The organism is Mycobacterium sp. NGS54 (assembly GCF_059812465.1).
In genome coordinates, this window is the sequence record NZ_JCALCS010000002.1 from 353,010 (window position 1) to 371,251 (window position 18,242).

General features: G+C 69.2%; 17 protein-coding genes. 11 read left to right on the top strand and 6 right to left on the bottom strand.

Features of this window, described 5'->3' with window-relative positions; all coding sequences use genetic code 11:
• The 4 genes from sufC to AC5Y5E_RS06310 are packed head-to-tail and all read right to left on the bottom strand — an operon-like array spanning position 1 to position 4,167.
• Entirely contained in the window at positions 1-783 is a 783-nt protein-coding gene (sufC, locus tag AC5Y5E_RS06295; protein ID WP_499902126.1) for a Fe-S cluster assembly ATPase SufC, read from the bottom strand.
• Positions 780-1,934, bottom strand: coding sequence for a Fe-S cluster assembly protein SufD (gene sufD / locus AC5Y5E_RS06300; protein WP_499902127.1), 1,155 nt, complete (start codon positions 1,932-1,934; stop codon positions 780-782). Before sufD ends, sufC begins: the two co-directional genes overlap by 4 nt.
• Positions 1,934-3,382 carry a Fe-S cluster assembly protein SufB gene (sufB, locus tag AC5Y5E_RS06305; protein ID WP_499902128.1) on the bottom strand — a complete coding sequence of 483 codons (1,449 nt, stop codon included), beginning with the start codon at positions 3,380-3,382 and terminating at the stop codon, positions 1,934-1,936. The genes sufD and sufB overlap by 1 nt, the downstream gene beginning before the upstream one ends.
• Complete coding sequence (locus AC5Y5E_RS06310) at positions 3,379-4,167, bottom strand: helix-turn-helix transcriptional regulator (protein ID WP_499902129.1); 789 nt, start codon at positions 4,165-4,167, stop codon at positions 3,379-3,381. The genes sufB and AC5Y5E_RS06310 overlap by 4 nt, the downstream gene beginning before the upstream one ends.
• A 56-nt stretch (positions 4,168-4,223) precedes the next feature.
• Here AC5Y5E_RS06310 and mptB point away from each other — a divergent pair, with 56 nt between their 5' ends.
• The 4 genes from mptB to AC5Y5E_RS06330 all read left to right on the top strand — a co-directional run bounded on the left by mptB (position 4,224) and on the right by AC5Y5E_RS06330 (position 8,626).
• The gene (gene mptB / locus AC5Y5E_RS06315) at positions 4,224-5,912 is read left to right on the top strand and encodes a polyprenol phosphomannose-dependent alpha 1,6 mannosyltransferase MptB (protein WP_499902130.1); all 1,689 of its coding nucleotides are present in this window, start codon (positions 4,224-4,226) and stop codon (positions 5,910-5,912) included.
• Positions 5,909-6,850 carry an ABC transporter ATP-binding protein gene (locus tag AC5Y5E_RS06320; RefSeq protein ID WP_499902131.1) on the top strand — a complete coding sequence of 314 codons (942 nt, stop codon included), beginning with the start codon at positions 5,909-5,911 and terminating at the stop codon, positions 6,848-6,850. Before mptB ends, AC5Y5E_RS06320 begins: the two co-directional genes overlap by 4 nt.
• Before the next feature lie 65 nt (positions 6,851-6,915).
• Positions 6,916-7,626 (top strand): ABC transporter permease, encoded by a 711-nt coding sequence (locus AC5Y5E_RS06325; RefSeq protein WP_499902618.1) that lies wholly within the window; start codon positions 6,916-6,918, stop codon positions 7,624-7,626.
• Between the two features lie 46 nt (positions 7,627-7,672).
• Positions 7,673-8,626 (top strand): COX15/CtaA family protein, encoded by a 954-nt coding sequence (locus AC5Y5E_RS06330; RefSeq protein WP_499902132.1) that lies wholly within the window; start codon positions 7,673-7,675, stop codon positions 8,624-8,626.
• On the opposite strand, the gene AC5Y5E_RS06335 is transcribed toward AC5Y5E_RS06330, so the two are convergent.
• Entirely contained in the window at positions 8,576-9,217 is a 642-nt protein-coding gene (locus tag AC5Y5E_RS06335) for a DcsG N-terminal domain-containing protein (protein WP_499902133.1), read from the bottom strand. The genes AC5Y5E_RS06330 and AC5Y5E_RS06335 overlap by 51 nt on opposite strands.
• Positions 9,218-9,236: 19 nt before the next feature.
• On the opposite strand from AC5Y5E_RS06335, the gene AC5Y5E_RS06340 reads away from it, so the two are divergent.
• Entirely contained in the window at positions 9,237-10,211 is a 975-nt protein-coding gene (locus AC5Y5E_RS06340; RefSeq protein WP_499902134.1) for a quinone oxidoreductase family protein, read from the top strand.
• Positions 10,212-10,215: 4 nt separating this feature from the next.
• Here AC5Y5E_RS06340 and AC5Y5E_RS06345 read toward each other — a convergent pair whose 3' ends face one another.
• Positions 10,216-11,142 (bottom strand): heme o synthase, encoded by a 927-nt coding sequence (locus AC5Y5E_RS06345; protein WP_499902135.1) that lies wholly within the window; start codon positions 11,140-11,142, stop codon positions 10,216-10,218.
• Between the two features lie 252 nt (positions 11,143-11,394).
• Between AC5Y5E_RS06345 and tkt the strand changes: the two genes are divergently transcribed.
• Genes tkt through AC5Y5E_RS06375 form a run of 6 tightly spaced genes read left to right on the top strand, consistent with a single transcriptional unit; the run spans position 11,395 to position 18,241 of the window.
• The gene (tkt, locus tag AC5Y5E_RS06350) at positions 11,395-13,488 is read left to right on the top strand and encodes a transketolase (RefSeq protein ID WP_499902136.1); all 2,094 of its coding nucleotides are present in this window, start codon (positions 11,395-11,397) and stop codon (positions 13,486-13,488) included.
• A gap of 15 nt (positions 13,489-13,503) precedes the next feature.
• Positions 13,504-14,625, top strand: a complete 1,122-nt coding sequence (gene tal / locus AC5Y5E_RS06355; RefSeq protein ID WP_499902137.1) for a transaldolase — start codon at positions 13,504-13,506, stop codon at positions 14,623-14,625.
• Positions 14,622-16,187 (top strand): glucose-6-phosphate dehydrogenase, encoded by a 1,566-nt coding sequence (gene zwf / locus AC5Y5E_RS06360; RefSeq protein WP_499902138.1) that lies wholly within the window; start codon positions 14,622-14,624, stop codon positions 16,185-16,187. Before tal ends, zwf begins: the two co-directional genes overlap by 4 nt.
• Entirely contained in the window at positions 16,184-17,095 is a 912-nt protein-coding gene (gene opcA / locus AC5Y5E_RS06365; RefSeq protein WP_499902139.1) for a glucose-6-phosphate dehydrogenase assembly protein OpcA, read from the top strand. The genes zwf and opcA overlap by 4 nt, the downstream gene beginning before the upstream one ends.
• Entirely contained in the window at positions 17,092-17,835 is a 744-nt protein-coding gene (gene pgl / locus AC5Y5E_RS06370) for a 6-phosphogluconolactonase (RefSeq protein WP_499902140.1), read from the top strand. Before opcA ends, pgl begins: the two co-directional genes overlap by 4 nt.
• 16 nt (positions 17,836-17,851) lie before the next feature.
• Positions 17,852-18,241, top strand: a complete 390-nt coding sequence (locus AC5Y5E_RS06375) for an ATPase (protein WP_499902141.1) — start codon at positions 17,852-17,854, stop codon at positions 18,239-18,241.
• The last annotated feature ends 1 nt before the right edge of the window (position 18,242 follow it).

Genomic DNA, 18,242 nt, shown 5'->3' on the forward strand with positions numbered 1-18,242 from the left:
TCAGGCCCCGGTGGCCGCCGCTTGGGAGAAGCGCACGTACCCGTTCTGCTCCAGCTCGTCGGCCAGCTCCGAGCCGCCGGACTCGGCGATGCGGCCGCCCACGAACACGTGCACGTACTCCGGATGGATGTAGCGCAGGATGCGGGTGTAGTGCGTGATCAACAGGATCCCGCCGTGTTCGGTTTCGGCGTAACGGTTCACACCCTCGCTGACCACCCGCAGCGCGTCGACGTCCAGCCCGGAGTCGGTCTCGTCGAGGATCGCGATCTTGGGCTTGAGCAGTTCCAGCTGCAGGATCTCGTGGCGCTTCTTCTCGCCGCCGGAGAAACCCTCGTTGACGCTGCGCTCGGCGAAGACCGGGTCGATCTCGAGGGCCGTCATCGCCCCCTTGACCTCTTTGACCCAGTGGCGCAGCTTCGGGGCCTCGCCGCGCACGGCCGTGGCCGCCGAGCGCAGGAAGTTGGACACCGAGACGCCCGGCACCTCGACGGGATACTGCATCGCCAGGAATATCCCGGCCCGCGCGCGCTCGTCGACGCTCATCGCCAGCACGTCCTCGCCGTCCAGCGTGATCGACCCGGACGTGACCCGGTACTTGGGGTGGCCCGCGATCGCATAGGACAGCGTCGACTTGCCGGACCCGTTGGGGCCCATCAGGGCGTGCGTCTCACCGGATTTCACCGTGAGGTCCACGCCCTTGAGGATCGGGATCTCCCGCTCCCCCTCGGCGGCGTTCGGGTCGTCGACGCTGACGTGCAGGTCTTTGATTTCAAGGGTCGTCATGAGGTCGTTGTCTTCTCCGTGATGGCCAGTTCGGTTTCGATGGCTGCGGTCAGGCGTTCGCGCACCTCGGGCACCGCGATCTTCGAGATGATCTCCCCGAAGAACCCGCGGATCACCAGGCGGCGGGCCTGATCCTCCGGGATGCCGCGCGAGCGCAGGTAGAACAGCTGTTCGTCGTCGAAACGCCCGGTGGCGCTGGCGTGGCCGGCGCCGGCGATCTCGCCGGTCTCGATCTCCAGGTTAGGCACCGAATCGGCGCGCGCCCCGTCGGTGAGCACCAGGTTGCGGTTCACCTCGAAGGTGTCGGTGCCGGTGGCCTCGGCGCGGATCAGCACGTCGCCCACCCAGACCGTGTGGGCGTCGGGCAGCGCCGAATCCGGATCCCCTTGCAGCGCACCCTTGTACAGCACGTTCGAGCGGCAGTCGGGCCGCGCGTGGTCCACCAGCAGCCGCGACTCCAGGTGCTGGCCGTCGTCGGCGAAGTACAGGCCCAGCAACTCGGCGTCCCCGCCGGGGCCGGAGAACCGCACGTTGGCCGACATCCGCACGACCTCACCGCCCAGCGTGACCGCGACGTGGCGCAGCACCGAGTCCTTGCCCAGCCTGGCGTGATGCGCGCTCACGTGCACCATGTCGTCGGCCCAGTCGGCGATCCACACGACCGTCAGCCGGGCGGCGTCGTCGACGACGAATTCGACGTTGTCGGCATAGGTTCCGCCGCCGCGCTGGTCGATGACCACCACCGCTTCGCCGAGCTCCTCGACGCGGATCTGCAGGTGCCCGTAGGCCACCGCGCCCTCGCCGGGCCCGGTGACGGTGACGTTGATCGGCTCGGCGATCCGGGTGTCCCGGCCGACGGTGACCAAGGTCGCGGAGTTGAACGACGAAAATGCTTGGGCGGCAACCCGATCGGCGGGGGCACCGGCCTGACCGAGCCGCTCGTCGCCGCGGCGGACGGTCTCGACCCGCACGCCCGGCCGCTCGGCCACTTCGATTCCCGCACGGCCCGTGGCGTTCGCGGAACCGTCGTGCAGCCCGCGCAGCCGGCGCAGCGGGGTGAACCGCCACAGCTCGTCGCGTCCATGCGGCACCTCGAACGCGTCAACGTCAAAGGAGGCGAACAGCTCTCCCTTATTCAGAGCGGCAGTCACTACCCGACCGCGCCTTCCATCTGCAGCTCGATCAGCCGGTTGAGCTCCAGCGCGTATTCCATCGGCAGCTCTTTGGCGATCGGCTCGACGAAGCCGCGGACCACCATCGCCATCGCCTCGTCCTCGGTCAGCCCGCGGCTCATCAGGTAGAACAGCTGGTTCTCGCTGACCTTCGAGACCGTGGCCTCGTGGCCCATCGTGACGTCGTCCTCGCGGATGTCGACGTAAGGGTAGGTGTCGCTGCGGCTGATCGTATCGACCAGCAGCGCATCGCATTTCACGCTCGAGCGTGACCCGTGCGCGCCCTTGTTCACCTGCACCAGGCCGCGGTAGGAGGTGCGGCCGCCGCCCCGGGCCACCGACTTGGACACGATGTTGCTCGACGTGTTGGGCGCCAGGTGCAGCATCTTCGCGCCGGTGTCCTGGTGCTGGTCCTCGCCGGCGAACGCCACCGAGAGCACCTCGCCCTTGGCGTGCTCGCCGGTCATCCAGACCGCCGGGTACTTCATGGTCACCTTCGAGCCGATGTTGCCGTCGACCCACTCCATGGTGGCGCCGGCCTCGGCGCGGGCCCGCTTGGTGACCAGGTTGTACACGTTGCCCGACCAATTCTGGATGGTCGTGTAACGGCAACGGCCACCGGGCTTTACGATGATCTCCACCACCGCGGAGTGCAACGAATCCGACTTGTAGATCGGCGCGGTGCAGCCCTCGACGTAGTGAACGTAAGCGTTCTCATCGACGATGATCAGCGTCCGCTCGAACTGGCCCATGTTCTCGGTGTTGATCCGGAAGTAGGCCTGCAGCGGGATGTCGACGTGCACACCCGGCGGCACATAGATGAACGAGCCGCCGCTCCACACCGCGGTATTCAATGCAGAAAACTTATTATCGCCCGCCGGAATAACCGTTCCAAAGTATTTCTTAAATATTTCGGGCTGTTCCCGCAAACCCGTATCAGTGTCGAGAAAAATGACTCCTTGAGCCTCTAAATCCTCTCTGATCTGGTGGTACACCACCTCGGACTCATACTGAGCCGCTACTCCAGCAACCAGCCTTTGCTTTTCAGCTTCCGGAATTCCGAGCCTGTCATAGGTATTCCGAATATCTTCTGGCAAATCATCCCACGTCGCGGCCTGCTTCTCGGTGGAGCGCACGAAGTACTTGATGTTGTCGAAGTCGATGCCCTCGAGGTTGGAGCCCCAGTTCGGCATCGGCTTGCGCTCGAAGATGCGCAGCGCTTTGAGCCGGGTCTGCAGCATCCATTCGGGCTCGTTCTTCTTCGCCGAGATGTCGCGCACCACCGCCTCGGACAGCCCGCGCTGCGCGCTGGCGCCGGCGATGTCGGAGTCCGCCCAGCCGTAGCCGTACCGGCCCAGGGAGGCGATCGCCTCCTCCTGGGTCAGCGGCGCGGCTGCAGTCTTGCTGGCCTCGGGCGTGAGGGTCATAACGACGCTCCTTCGATGCTCGTTTGGTCGCGGCGCGGGCTGGGCGCCGGGGTCAGGGGCACGTGGGTGGTGCAGGCGCAGTTTCCGTTGACGATGGTCGCCAACCGCTGCACGTGGGTTCCGAGCACCTCGGCCATGGCCTGCTGCTCGGCCTCACACAACTCGGGGAATTCCTCGGCGACGTGCGACACCGGGCAGTGATGCTGGCAGATCTGCACCCCGTGGATCGGCCCGCCTACCCGGGTCGTGGTGGCGACGTAACCGGCCTTGGTCAGCGCGCCGGCGACCCGCTCGGCGGCGGCCTCGACCGCGTCGTCGTCGGGACTGTCGGCCGCCTCGACGCCGGCCAGGATCGCGTCGATGCGCCGCCGGGCGAACGTGCGGACGGCGTCCTCGCCGCCGATCTCCCGCAGCTGGCGCATAGCCGCCGCCGCCAGGTCGTCGTAGGCGTGGTCGAGCTTGGCCCGGCCGGCCCCGGTCAACCGGAAGCGCTTGGCGGGGCGCCCGCGGCCCACCTGCTGCCACGGCTCGGCGGCCACCGACTCGGCGTCGCCCGCCTCGATCAGCGCGTCGAGGTGGCGACGCACGCCGGCGGGGGTCAGGCCGAGCCGGTCACCGATCTCGACCGCGGTGATCGATCCGGATTCCAGCAGCAGGCGCACGATGGCGCGGCGGGTGTGACCATCCGGCACCGCGGCGCCGACGGGAGCCGCGGGCGCCTCAGCGAGGCGGGTTCGGATTTTCACAACACCAGTGTGACGCAATTCCGGGGATCGGTCTACCAAGGGTCCCCTGTCCGCACGTTGCGCTGGTCACATATCTGGACGGCTACGCTGCTCTGATGGCAGCCCGCCACCACACGCTGAGCTCGTCGATCGCCAGCCTGCACGGCGACGAGCAAGCGGTGGGTTCGCCGCTGAACGATACCGAGCTCACCGCGCTGCAGCGCACCCGCCTGTTCGGCGCCACCGGCACCGTCCTGATGGCGATCGGCGCGCTGGGCGCCGGGGCGCGGCCCGTCGTGCAGGACCCCACCTTCGGGGTCCGGCTGCTCAACCTGCCGTCGCGCATCCAGACGGTGTCGCTGACGATGACGACGACGGGCGCGGTGATGATGGCGCTGGCCTGGCTGATGCTGGGCCGGTTCGCGCTGGGCAACCGGCGGATGTCGCGTGGCGACCTGGACCGCACCCTGCTGCTGTGGACGCTGCCGCTGCTGATCGCGCCGCCGATGTACAGCAAGGACGTCTACTCCTACCTGGCGCAGAGCCAGATCTCGCTGGAAGGGCTCGACCCCTACAAGGTGGGCCCGGCTTCCGGGCTGGGACTCGGCCACGTGTTCACGCTGTCGGTGCCCACCCTGTGGCGCGAGACCCCGGCGCCCTACGGCCCGTTGTTCCTGTGGATCGGGCGCGGCATCTCGTCGCTGACCGGTGAGAACATCGTCGCCGCCGTGCTGTGCCACCGGCTCGTGGTGCTCGTCGGTGTGGGCCTGATCGTGTGGGCCACCCCGCGGCTGGCCCGGCGCTGCGGCGTCGCCGAGGTGAGCGCGCTGTGGCTGGGGGCCGCCAATCCGCTGCTGATCATGCACCTGGTCGCCGGGGTCCACAACGAAGCGCTGATGCTCGGGCTGATGCTGGCCGGCGCCGAGTTCGCGCTGCGCGGCATCGACTCTCCGCGACTGCTGCCCACCTCGTGGCGCCCGGGCCCGGAATGGGAACCGCTGGGGATGCTGCTCGCGGGCGCGATTCTGATCACCCTGTCCTCGCAGGTGAAGCTGCCGTCGCTGCTGGCACTGGGCTTCGTCACCATGGCGCTGGCCTACCGCTGCGGGGGCAACCTGCGCGCCCTGCTGCTGGCGGGCGGCGGGATGGCGGCGCTGGCGCTGGCGGTGATGGCCCTCGTCGGTTGGGCCAGCGGGCTCGGGTTCGGCTGGATCTACACCCTGGGCACCGCCAACGTGGTGCGCAGCTGGATGTCGCCGCCGACGCTGCTGGCACTGGGCACCGGGCAGGTGGGCATCCTGCTGGGCCTGGGCGACCACACCACCGCGGTGCTGGCGCTGACCCGTGGCATCGGCGTGCTGATCATCATGGTGTTGGTGGCCTGGTTGCTGGTGGCGGTCTTCCGCGGCCGGCTGCATCCGATCGGCGGCCTGGGGGTCGCGCTGGGCATCTGCGTGTTGCTCTTCCCGGTAGTGCAGCCCTGGTATCTGCTGTGGGCGATCATCCCGCTGGCCGCCTGGGCGACGCGTCCGGGCTTCCGGGTGGCGGTGATCGTCATCACCCTCGTCGTCGGCATCTTCGGCCCGACGGCCAACGGCGACCGCTTCGCCCTGTTTCAGATCGTGGACGCCACGCTGGCCAGCAGCCTCATCGTGGCGGTCCTGATCGCGGTGACCTACACCCGCCTGCCGTGGCGCCAACTGCAGCCGAACGGCCGAGAAACCAACGGCGAGGCGGTGATCAAGCTGCCCGGCCCGGCTCCTGCCGAGACCCCGAAGCCCGACGCCTACGCTGATTCCACGTGAGCCCGCTCCCCGAAACGCCCGACACGGTCGTGCGGCTGCGCGGGGTCACCAAGCAATACGGGTCAACCACGGCCGTCGCCAACCTCGATCTGGAGGTGCACGCCGCCGAGGTGCTGGCCCTGCTCGGGCCCAACGGCGCCGGTAAGACCACGACGGTCGAGATGTGCGAGGGCTTCGTGCGCCCCGACGCCGGCACCATCCAGGTGCTCGGCCTGGATCCCATCGGCGACAACGCGCGCCTGCGCGCGCGCATCGGGGTGATGCTGCAGGGCGGCGGCGGCTATCCCGCGGCGCGGGCGGGCGAAATGCTCAACCTGGTGGCCGCCTACTCCGCCGACCCGCTGGACCCCGCGTGGCTGCTGGACACCCTCGGCCTCACCGACGCCGCCCGCACCACCTACCGGCGGCTCTCCGGCGGGCAGCAGCAGCGGCTCGCGCTGGCCTGCGCGCTGGTCGGCCGGCCCGAGCTGGTGTTCCTCGACGAGCCCACCGCCGGCATGGACGCCCACGCCCGGCTGCTGGTGTGGGAGCTGATCGACGCGCTGCGCCGCGACGGCGTGACCGTGGTGCTGACCACCCACCAACTCAAGGAGGCCGAGGAACTCGCCGATCGGCTGGTGATCATCGACCACGGGGTGACGGTGGCGTCGGGCACCCCGACCGAACTGATGCGGGCGGGCGCCAAGGACCAGCTGCGGTTCACCGCGCCCCCGCGCCTCGACCTGTCCCTGCTGGCCGCCGCGCTGCCGGAGGACTACAAGGCCACCGAGGTGACGCCGGGCGAGTACCTGGTCGAGGGCCCGGTCGACCCGCAGGTGCTGGCGACCGTCACAGCGTGGTGCGCGCAGATCGACGTGCTGGCCACCGACATGCGCGTCGAGCAACGCAGCCTCGAGGACGTCTTCCTCGACCTCACCGGGAGGAAGCTACGGCCTTGACCCAGTCGGACACCTTCCCCAAGGGGACCTTCACACCCGATCCGCGCCCCAGCGCCGTGCCGCGGATGCTCGCCGCGCAGTTCGGGCTGGAGCTCAAGCTGCTGCTGCGCAACGGCGAGCAGCTGCTGCTGACCATGTTCATCCCGATCACGCTGCTGGTCGGGCTGACCCTGCTGCCCTTCGGCGACTTCGGCCGCAACCGTGCCGCCACGTTCGTCCCGGTCATCATGGCCCTGGCGGTCATCTCGACGGCATTCACCGGGCAGGCGATCGCCGTCGCGTTCGATCGCCGCTACGGCGCGCTGAAACGGCTCGGGGCCACCCCGCTGCCGGTCTGGGGCATCATCGCCGGAAAGTCGCTGGCGGTGGTCACGGTGGTGTTCCTACAGGCAATCCTGTTGGGCGCCATCGGTTTTGCGCTGGGCTGGCGACCCGTGCCCGCGGCATTGCTGTTGGGCGCGGCGGTGATCGCGCTGGGAACGGCGGGTTTCGCGGCGCTGGGGCTGTTGCTCGGCGGGACGCTGCGCGCCGAGATCGTGCTTGCGGTCGCCAACCTGATGTGGTTCGTCTTCGCCGGCCTCGGCGCGCTGACCGTGGAGATGAAGGTGATCCCGACGGCGGTCAAGTGGGCGGCCCGGCTCACCCCGTCGGGCGCGCTGACCGAGGCGCTTTCGCGGGCGATGACGCTCTCGGTCGACTGGTTCGGGCTCGTCGTGCTGGCGGCGTGGGGCGCGCTGGCCGCGCTGGCCGCGCTGCGCTGGTTCCGCTTCACCTGAGCAGGCCGCTTCTACTACGCGGCGTAGGAGCCCTTACGATCGGGCGGTGCTACGACGAACGCTGCGGCCGTTGGTGGACCTGCTCCCCGACCCCAGCCTGCGCACCCAGCGGGCCGTCGCGGCGCTCGTCATCCTCACCCAGGGCGGCATCGCCGTTACCGGCGCGATCGTGCGTGTCACGGCCTCGGGCCTGGGCTGTCCCACCTGGCCGCAGTGCTTCCCCGGCAGCTTCACCCCGGTCGCCGTGGCCGAGGTGCCGCGGATCCACCAGGCCGTGGAGTTCGGCAACCGGATGATCACCTTCGCCGTGGTGATCGCCGCCGCGCTGGCCGTGCTGGTCGTGACCCGCGCGCGCCGGCGCACCGAGGTCCTGGTCTACGCGTGGCTGATGCCCGTGTCGACGGTGGTGCAGGCGGTGATCGGCGGCATCACCGTGCGCACCGGGCTGCTGTGGTGGACCGTCGCCGTCCACCTGCTGACGTCGATGACGATGGTGTGGCTGTCGGTGCTGCTCTACGTCAAGGTCGGCGAGCCCGACGATGGCGTGGTCCGCGACCGGGTGGCGCGGCCGCTGCGCGCGCTGACGGCGCTGAGCGCGGTGAACCTGGCGGCGGTGCTGGTCACCGGCACGCTGGTGACGGCCGCCGGCCCGCACGCGGGCGACCGCAGCCCCAGCCGGACGGTGCCCCGGCTGAAAGTCGAGATCACCACGCTGGTGCACGCGCATTCGTCGCTGCTGGTCTCCTACCTGACGCTGCTGGTCGGGCTCGGCTTCGGGCTGCTGGCCGTCGGCGCCGGCCGGGCCATCCGGCTGCGGCTGGGCGTGCTGGTCGCGCTGGTGTGCACCCAGGCCGCCGTCGGCACCGCGCAGTACTACACCGGGGTGCCCGCCGCCCTGGTCGCGGTGCACGTGGCCGGCGCGGCGGCCTGCACGGCGGCGACCGCGGCCCTATGGGCGTCGATGCGAGAACGGACCGAGCCCCAGCCGCTCGCAGGCTGACTCCACCGCGAGGGCGAAGTCGCGCTGGGCGCGCGCACGGGTGTCGGTGTCGAGGTGCGACCAACCCAGAGGCGGCGCCACGAGGTCGAGCTCCACCAGCCGGTCCCCCGCCAGGTCGGCACGCGCGTAAAGCAGGTCGCGCGAGCCGATTCCGGCGCGCCCGGCGGCCGCCGCGATGGCGGCGTAGCCGAGGTCCCACCCCTCGAACTCCGGGTCGTCCGGCCATGCGTGCGACCGCTCCCCGCCGAGAAAGACCAACGCCGACTGCGCCGTCGCGCCCGGCGCCACGGGCACCCCGTCGTCCTTGAGGTCGCGCAGGTACCGCTCGTGGAGGTTCCACGCGACCGCGTTGGGCGGGTTGAGCAGGTGGCGCACGCGGCGCATCCAGGCGAGGAAGTCGGCGTGCCGGTCGGGGGCGCGGCGCAGGATCACCAGGTCAGCGCCGACGGTCTGCGGGTCGTCCCAGGACAACCAGCGCGCGTGCAGCCCGCGGCTTCGCAGCGCCGGGACCAGCCCCGCATCGTCGTCGTGTCGCGGACCGCCCGCCAGCACGATGCGCGGATGGAACACGTCCGGCCGGGCCAGCTTCATGCCCGGGCATGATATCCCTATGCACGCAATCGAAGTCAGCGAACACGGCGGTCCCGAAGTCCTGCGCTACATCGACGTCCCCGAGCCCACGCCCGGTCCAGGCGAGGTCCTGATCAAGGCCGAGGCCATCGGCGTCAACTACATCGACACGTATTTCCGCTCCGGGCAGTACCCGCGCGAGGTGCCGTTCGTCCTCGGCCAGGAGACGTCCGGCACCGTCGTCGCCACGGGCGACGGCGTCGACGGTTTCAGCGCGGGCGACCGGGTGGGCACCGCCGCGGCATCCGGCGCGTACGCCGAATTCGCCACCGCCCCGGCGGCTTTGACCGCGAAGGTGCCCGACGGCGTGACGTCCGAGGTGGCGGCCTCGGTGATGCTGAAGGGCCTGACCGCGCACTACCTGCTGACGTCGGTGTATCCGGTCAAGAGCGGGGATACCGTGCTGGTGCATGCTGGCGCCGGCGGCGTCGGGCTGATCCTGACGCAGTGGGCGAAAGCCCTTGGCGTGCGGGTGATCACGACCGTTTCCACGCCGGAGAAGGAGCGAATCTCCCGGCAGGCCGGCGCCGACGAGGTGCTGCCCTACCCTGATGACGCCGCTGAGTTCGGCCAGCGGATTCGCGAGCTGACCGGCGGCGTCGGGGTGGCCGCGGTGTACGACGGCGTGGGCAAGACGACGTTCGACGCCAGCCTGGCCAGCCTGGCCGTCCGCGGCACGCTGGCGCTGTTCGGCGCCGCCAGTGGCCCCGTCCCGCCGTTCGACCCGCAGCGCCTCAACGCGGCCGGATCGGTGTTCCTGGCCCGGCCGTCGCTGGTGCACTTCATCCGCACCGGCGACGAGTTCCATTGGCGCGCAGGCGAACTGTTCGACGCGATCGCCGGCGGCGGCATCACCATCGAGGTCGGCGGGCGCTACCCGCTCGCCGAGGCGGCGCGCGCACACCAGGACTTGCAGGGCCGCAAGACGACGGGCTCGATCGTGCTGCTGCCGTGAGCGGCTAGAGCAGCGTCGGGAGCGCGATCACCGAGTCGACCGCCAACGCGCAGAACACCACCGCCAGGTAGTTGTTCGACTGCAGGAACAGCCGCAGCGGCTTGACCGGCTCGCCGGCGCGCACGCCGGCGTACAGCTGATGGGCCATCGCCAGGAACCAAACGCCGGCCAGGAGGGCGACCGCCGCGTACAACCAGCCGGTTGCCAGCGCCAGGGCCAGTGTCGCGAGCACCGTCAGCCAGGTGTAGATCAGGATCTGCTTGGTGACCTGTCGTTCGGTCGCCACCGCGGGCAACATCGGGACGCCGGCCGCCTTGTAGTCGTCCTTGTAACGCATCGCCAGGGCCCAGGTGTGCGGCGGCGTCCAGAAGAAGATGATCGCGAACATCACCAGCGCAGGCCAGGCGATGGTGCCGGTGACCGCGGACCAGCCGATCATCACCGGCATGCAGCCGGCGGCCCCGCCCCACACGACGTTCTGCGACGTGCGGCGCTTGAGGAACAGCGTGTAGACGAACACATAGAACGCGACGGTCGCCATGGCCAGCAGCCCGGACAGCAGGTTCGTCGTCCACCAGAGCCAGAAGTACGAGGCGGCGGTGAGCACCAGCCCGAATACCAGGGCGTTGCGCGTCGGCACCGCGGCGCGCGCCAGCGGCCTGCGCGCCGTGCGCTTCATCACCTTGTCGATGTCGGCGTCGGCCACGCAGTTGAGCGTGTTGGCGCCGCCGGCTGCCAGCATCCCGCCGATCAGCGTGTTCAGGATCAGCAGCGGATTCACGGTGCCGCGGTGGGCGAGCAGCATCGCCGGTATCGCGGTGACCAGCAGCAGTTCGATCACTCGCGGCTTGGTGAGCGCCAGGTACGCCAAGACCGTGCCTTCTACCCGGCTCGGTACTCGACTCGGCGCGACGCGCCCGCGAACGCTCACGCAATAACTCCTCGGGTCGCAGCAGCGCGCAGCATCTACTACGCACGATGGTAGACCGCGGGCAGGCGGCCGCCTGCCCGGAGGGTCCGAAAGGGATTCTTCCGAGAATTCCGAACTGATTGCAAAGCCCAGGCAACGAGGGCGTAATTTTCACAGCGGCCGGCGTTGGGTACCCGAAACTCTGCACTGCAGGAGCCGGCACTCCCGCATTAGGGTAGGCAATATCAGCTTGATGACCCAAGGACTGAGGCTGTGACGACACTCGAAGAGATCTCCACGCTGACCCAACCGCACCTGCCCGACGACTGGACCGAGATCGATTCGGCCGCGGTCGACACGATCCGGGTGCTGGCCGCCGACGCGGTCCAAAAGGTGGGCAACGGCCACCCCGGAACCGCGATGAGCCTGGCGCCGCTGGCCTACACCCTGTTTCAGCGAGCGATGCGCCACGACCCCAGCGACACCGTCTGGCTGGGTCGCGACCGGTTCGTGCTGTCGGCCGGGCACAGCAGCCTGACGCTGTACCTGCAGCTGTACCTCGGCGGGTTCGGCCTGGAGCTCTCCGACATCGAGTCGTTGCGCACGTGGGGATCCAAGACGCCCGGGCACCCGGAGTTCCGGCACACCAAGGGCGTTGAGATCACCACCGGCCCGCTCGGCCAGGGCCTGGCGTCGTCGGTCGGGATGGCGATGGCGTCGCGCTACGAGCGGGGCCTGTTCGATCCCGACGCCGAGTCGGGAACCAGCCCGTTCGACCACTTCATCTTCGTGATCGCCTCCGACGGCGACATCGAGGAGGGCGTGACCTCCGAGGCGTCGTCGCTGGCGGCCGTGCAGCAGCTCGGCAACCTCATCGTGTTCTACGACCACAACCAGATCTCGATCGAGGACGACACCAACATCGCGCTGTGCGAGGACACGGCCGCGCGCTACGAGGCCTACGGCTGGCACGTACAGCGGGTGGAGGGCGGCGAGAACGTCGTCGGCATCGAGGAGGCCATCGCCAACGCCAAGGCCGTCACCGACCGGCCGTCGTTCATCGAGCTGCGCACCATCATCGGCTATCCGGCGCCCAAGCTGATGAACACCGGCAAGGCGCACGGCGCCGCCCTCGGCGACGAAGAGGTCGCGGCCGTCAAGAAGATCCTGGGGTTCGATCCGGACAAGAACTTCGAGGTGCGCGACGAGGTCATCGCCCACACCCGCAAGCTGGTGGACCGGGGCAAGGAAGCGCACGAGAAGTGGCAGGCGGAGTTCGACGCCTGGGCGCAACGCGAACCGGAGCGCAAGGCGCTGCTTGACCGGTTGACCGCCGAGCAGCTGCCAGACGGCTGGGACGCCGACATCCCCACCTGGACAACGGAGGACAAGCCGTTGGCCACCCGCGCGGCGTCCGGCAAGGTGCTGAACGCGGTGGGCCCGAAGCTGCCGGAGCTGTGGGGCGGCTCGGCCGACCTGGCGGGCAGCAACAACACCACCATGGATAACGTCAAATCGTTTGGGCCCCCATCGATTACGACGAAGGACTACACGGCCGACTGGTACGGGCGCACCCTGCACTTCGGCGTCCGCGAACACGCGATGGGCGCGATCCTTTCCGGCATCGTGCTGCACGGCCCGACCCGCGCCTACGGCGGCACGTTCCTGCAGTTCTCCGACTACATGCGCGGGGCCGTGCGCCTGGCGTCGCTGATGAACATCGACACCATCTACGTGTGGACGCACGATTCGATCGGGCTGGGCGAGGACGGCCCGACGCACCAGCCGATCGAGCACCTGGCTGCGCTGCGCGCGATCCCGAACCTGTCGGTGGTGCGTCCGGCCGATGCCAACGAGACGGCCTTCGCCTGGCGCACGATCCTGGCCCGCGGCAACGGCAGCGGCCCGGTCGGCCTGATCCTGACCCGCCAGGGCGTGCCGATCCTCGAGGGCACCAGCTTCGAGGGCGTCGAACGGGGCGGCTACGTGCTGGGCGGCGGCAACCCCGCCGACGACGCCGACGTCATCATCATCGCCACGGGTTCCGAGGTTCAGCTCGCGGTCGAAGCGCAGAAGTTGTTGGCGGACAAGGATATCGTCGCGTACGTGGTATCGATGCCATGCGTCGAATGGTTCGAGTCGCAGCCCCAGGAATACCGGGACAGCGTGCTGCCGCCCGACGTGTCGGCGCGGGTGGCCGTCGAGGCCGGCGTCGCGCAGTCCTGGCACAAGCTCGTCGGTGACACGGGGCGGATCGTGTCGATCGAGCACTACGGCGAATCCGCCGACTACAAGACTTTGTTCCGTGAATTCGGCTTTACCGCCGAAGCCGTCGCGGCGGCCGCGGAGCAGGTAGTCGACAACTGAGAAAGGGTGATTCACATGGCCAGTCAGAACCCCAACCTCGCGGCGTTGAGCGCAGCCGGGGTGTCCGTTTGGCTGGATGACTTGTCGCGGGAGCGGCTGCAGTCGGGCAACCTGCAGGAGCTGATCGACACCAAAAGCGTTGTCGGCGTGACCACCAACCCGTCGATCTTCCAGAAGGCGTTCGCCGAGGGCGACTCCTACAACGGCCAGATCGCCGAACTGGCCGAGCGCGGCGCCGACGTCGACGCCACGATTCGCACGGTCACCACCGACGACGTGCGCCGCGCGTGCGACGTGCTGGCACCCCAGTGGGAGGGCTCCGACGGGGTGGACGGCCGCGTCTCCATCGAGGTCGACCCGCGGCTGGCCGACGACACCGACAAGACCATCGCCCAAGCCGTCGAGCTGTGGAAGATCGTCGACCGCCCGAACCTGTTCATCAAGATCCCCGCGACCAAGGCCGGGCTTCCGGCCATCACCGCCGTTCTGGCGGAAGGGATTTCGGTCAACGTCACGCTGATCTTCTCCGTCGAGCGGCACCGCCAGGTGATGGACGCCTACCTGGCCGGGCTTCAGAAGGCCCGCGAGGCCGGACACGACCTGTCCAAGATCCACTCGGTGGCTTCGTTCTTCGTCTCCCGGGTGGACACCGAGGTCGACAAGCGGCTGGAAAAGATCGGCTCCGAGGAGGCACTGGCGCTGCGCGGCCAAGCCGGCGTCGCCAACGCCCGGCTGGCCTACGCCGCCTACGAAGAGGTCTTCAAGGGCGGCGATCGCTTCGAGTCGCTCAAGTCCGACGGGGCCCGGGTGCAGCGCCCCCTTTGGGCGTCGACGGGGGTCAAGAACCCCGACTACCCCGACACCCTCTACGTCACCGAGCTGGTCGCCCCGAACACGGTGAACACCATGCCGGAGAAGACGATTGACGCCGTCGCCGATCACGGGGATGTCAAGGGCGACACCGTCAGCGGCACCGCGTCGTCCGCCCAGGAGGTGTTCGACAAGCTGGCCGCGGTCGGCGTCGACCTGACCGACGTCTTCGTGGTGCTGGAAAAAGAGGGCGTGGACAAGTTCGTGGAGTCCTGGACCGAGCTGTTGGAAGAGACGCAGAAGCAACTCGATTCCCTCGGCAAATGAGCCCGTCGGGCTCCAAGGCGAGCTCCCGCGGCGGCGCCGCCCAGTGGCGAAACCCGTTGCGGGACAAGCAGGACAAGCGGCTGCCCCGGATCGCCGGGCCGTGCGGGATGGTGATCTTCGGCGTCACCGGGGACCTGGCCCGCAAGAAGGTGATGCCGGCCATCTACGACCTGGCCAATCGCGGGCTGCTGCCGCCCACTTTCTCGCTGGTGGGTTTCGCCCGCCGGGACTGGCAGACGCAGGATTTCCGCAAGGTGGTCTATCAGGCCGTCAAGGAGCACTGCCGCACGCCGTTCCGGGAGGAGAACTGGGAGCGGCTGGCCGAGGGATTCCGTTTTGTGCCGGGCGCTTTCGACGACGACGAGGCGTTCGCCCGGCTGGCCGAGACCTTGGAGAAGCTCGACGCCGAGCGCGGCACCGGCGGCAACCACGCCTTCTACCTCGCGATCCCACCGAACGCCTTCCCGGTGGTGTGCGAGCAGCTGCACAAGTCCGGTTTGGCCCGCCCGCAGGGCGACCGGTGGAGCCGGGTGGTCATCGAAAAACCCTTCGGCCACGACCTGGATAGCGCCCGCGAGCTGAACAAAACCGTCAACGCCGTCTTCCCGGAGGAGGCGGTGTTCCGCATCGACCACTACCTGGGCAAGGAAACGGTCCGCAACATCCTGGCGCTGCGGTTCGCCAACCAGTTGTTCGACCCGATCTGGAACGCCCATTACGTCGACCACGTGCAGATCACCATGGCCGAGGACATCGGGCTGGGCGGGCGGGCCGGCTACTACGACGGCATCGGCGCCGCCCGCGACGTCATTCAGAACCATCTGATGCAGCTGCTGGCGCTGACCGCGATGGAGGAACCGATCAGCTTCAATCCGGCTGCGCTGCAAACCGAGAAGATCAAGGTGCTCTCGGCGACGCAGCTCGCCGAACCGCTCGACGAGACCACCAGCCGCGGCCAGTACACCGGCGGCTGGCAGGGCGGCGAGAAGGTCGTCGGGCTGCTCGACGAGGAGGGGTTCGCCAAGGACTCCACCACCGAGACGTTCGCCGCCATCACGCTCGAGGTCGACACCCGCCGCTGGGCCGGTGTGCCGTTCTACCTGCGGACCGGTAAACGCCTGGGCCGCAGGGTGACCGAGATCGCCCTGGTCTTCAAGCGCGCACCGTTTCTGCCGTTCGACGCCACCATGACCGACGAGCTGGGCGCCAACGCGATGGTCATCCGGGTGCAGCCCGACGAGGGGATCACGCTGCGGTTCGGCTCCAAGGTGCCGGGCACCGCGATGGAGGTCCGCGACGTCAACATGGACTTTTCCTACGGGTCGGCGTTCGCCGAGGAATCGCCGGAGGCCTACGAAGCGCTCATCCTCGACGTGCTGCTCGGCGAGCCGTCCCTGTTCCCGGTCAACGAGGAGGTCGAATTGGCCTGGGAGATCCTCGATCCCGTCCTGGACAACTGGGCGGCACACGGTAAGCCCGACCCGTACGAGGCCGGCACGTGGGGTCCGGAGTCGGCGTTCGAGATGCTGCGCCGCACCGGGCGGGAATGGCGGCGGCCGTGATTGTCGACCTGCCCGACACGACCACCACCGCCGTCAACAAGAAACTCGACGAGCTGCGTGAGAAGGCGGGCGCCGTCACGATGGGCCGGGTGCTGACGCTGCTGGTCGCGCCGGACAGCGAGGACGTGCTGGAGGAATCGCTCAAGGCCGCCAACGACGCCAGCCACGAGCACCCCAGCCGGATCATCGTCACGATGCGGGGCGACCCCTACGCCGACGAACCGCGCCTGGACGCGCAGCTGCACTCGGGCGGCGACACCGGCGCCAGCGAGGTGGTGATCCTGAAGCTGTCCGGGCAGCTGGCCGGCCACGCCGCCAGCGTAGTCGTTCCGTTTCTGCTGCCCGACATCCCGGTCGTGGCGTGGTGGCCCGACGTCGCCCCGGATAACCCGGCGCAGGACCCGTTGGGCAGGTTGGCAATCCGGCGCATCACCGACGCCACCAACGGCATCGACCCGTTGTCGGCGATCAAGGGCCGCCTGCCCGGGTACACCGCCGGTGACACCGATCTGTGCTGGGCGCGCATCACCTACTGGCGGGCGTTGCTGACCTCCGCCGTCGACCAGCCGCCGCACGAGCCGATCGAGTCGGCGGTGGTGTCGGGCCTGCAGACCGAGCCGGCCCTCGACATCCTGGCGGGCTGGCTGGCCAGCCGGATCGACGGTCCGGTGCGCCGGGCCGTCGGCGACCTCAAGGTCGAGCTGGCGCGCCAGAGCGAGACCATCGTCTTGAGCCGCCCCCAAGACGGCAGGACGGCCACGCTGAGCCGCACCGCCAAGCCGGACGCGCTGGTTCCGTTGGCGCGCAGGGAAACCGGCGAGTGCCTGGCCGAGGACCTGCGGCGGCTGGACGCCGACGAGATCTACCGAACAGCGCTGGAGGGCATCAAGAAGGTGCAGTACGTATGAGCCCCATCGTCGAAGTTTTCGAAGACGGCGACGCCCTCGTCGCGGCCGCGGGCGGACAGCTGATCAAGACCATCCGGGACGCCACCGCGGCACGGGGCCGGGCCCTGATCGTGCTGACCGGCGGCGGCAACGGCATCGGGCTGCTGCGCTACCTCGGCGCGCGGCGTGAGCAGATCGACTGGTCCAAGGTGCACCTGTTCTGGGGCGACGAGCGCTACGTGCCCGAGGACGACGACGAACGCAACGACAAGCAGGCGCGCGAGGCGCTGCTCGATCACGTCGACATCCCATCGAGCCAGGTGCACACGATGCCGGCCAGCGACGGCGAATTCGGCGCGGACCTCGCCGCCGCGGCGCTGGCCTACGAGCAGCTGCTGGCCGCCAACGCCGAGCCCGGGCAGCCGGCGCCGAACTTCGATGTCCACCTGCTGGGAATGGGGCCGGAGGGCCATATCAACTCCCTGTTCCCGGACACCCCCGCCGTGCACGAGACCAGCCGCCTGGTGGTCGCCGTCGAGGACTCCCCCAAGCCGCCGCCGCTGCGAATCACGTTGACGCTGCCCGCGATCCGGCGGTCCCGCGAGGTGTGGTTGATGGTGTCGGGGGCGGGCAAGGCCGACGCGGCGGCCGCCGCCATCGGTGGCGCCTCGCCGGCGTCGGTGCCCGCCGCCGGGGCCGTCGGGCTCGAGACCACGCTCTGGCTGCTCGACCGAGAGGCCGCGTCCAAGCTTCCCGCCTGACCGGTCCGAAGTCATAATGGCCGTCATGGCAGACAGAACCGCGCGCGGGGGGCCCGAGCGAAACCGGATCAAAACCCTCACCCAGGCCGCCCTGAACGCCGACAAGACCGTCGAACAGGTCGAGGACGTCCTCGACGGCCTGAGCACCACGATGAAGGAGCTGAACAGCTCGCTGACCAACCTCAACGCCACGGTCGAGCGAATGGAGGCCGGGCTGGATCACCTGGACGGCACCCTGGGCAGCCTCGACGACCTGGCCAAGCGGCTGATCGTGCTGGTCGAGCCGGTGGAGGCCATCGTCGCGCGGATCGACGACCTGGTGAAGGTGGGCGAGACGATGATGTCGCCGCTATCGGTCACCGAACACGCGGTGCGCGGCATGCTGGAAAGGCTGCGCAATCGCTAGA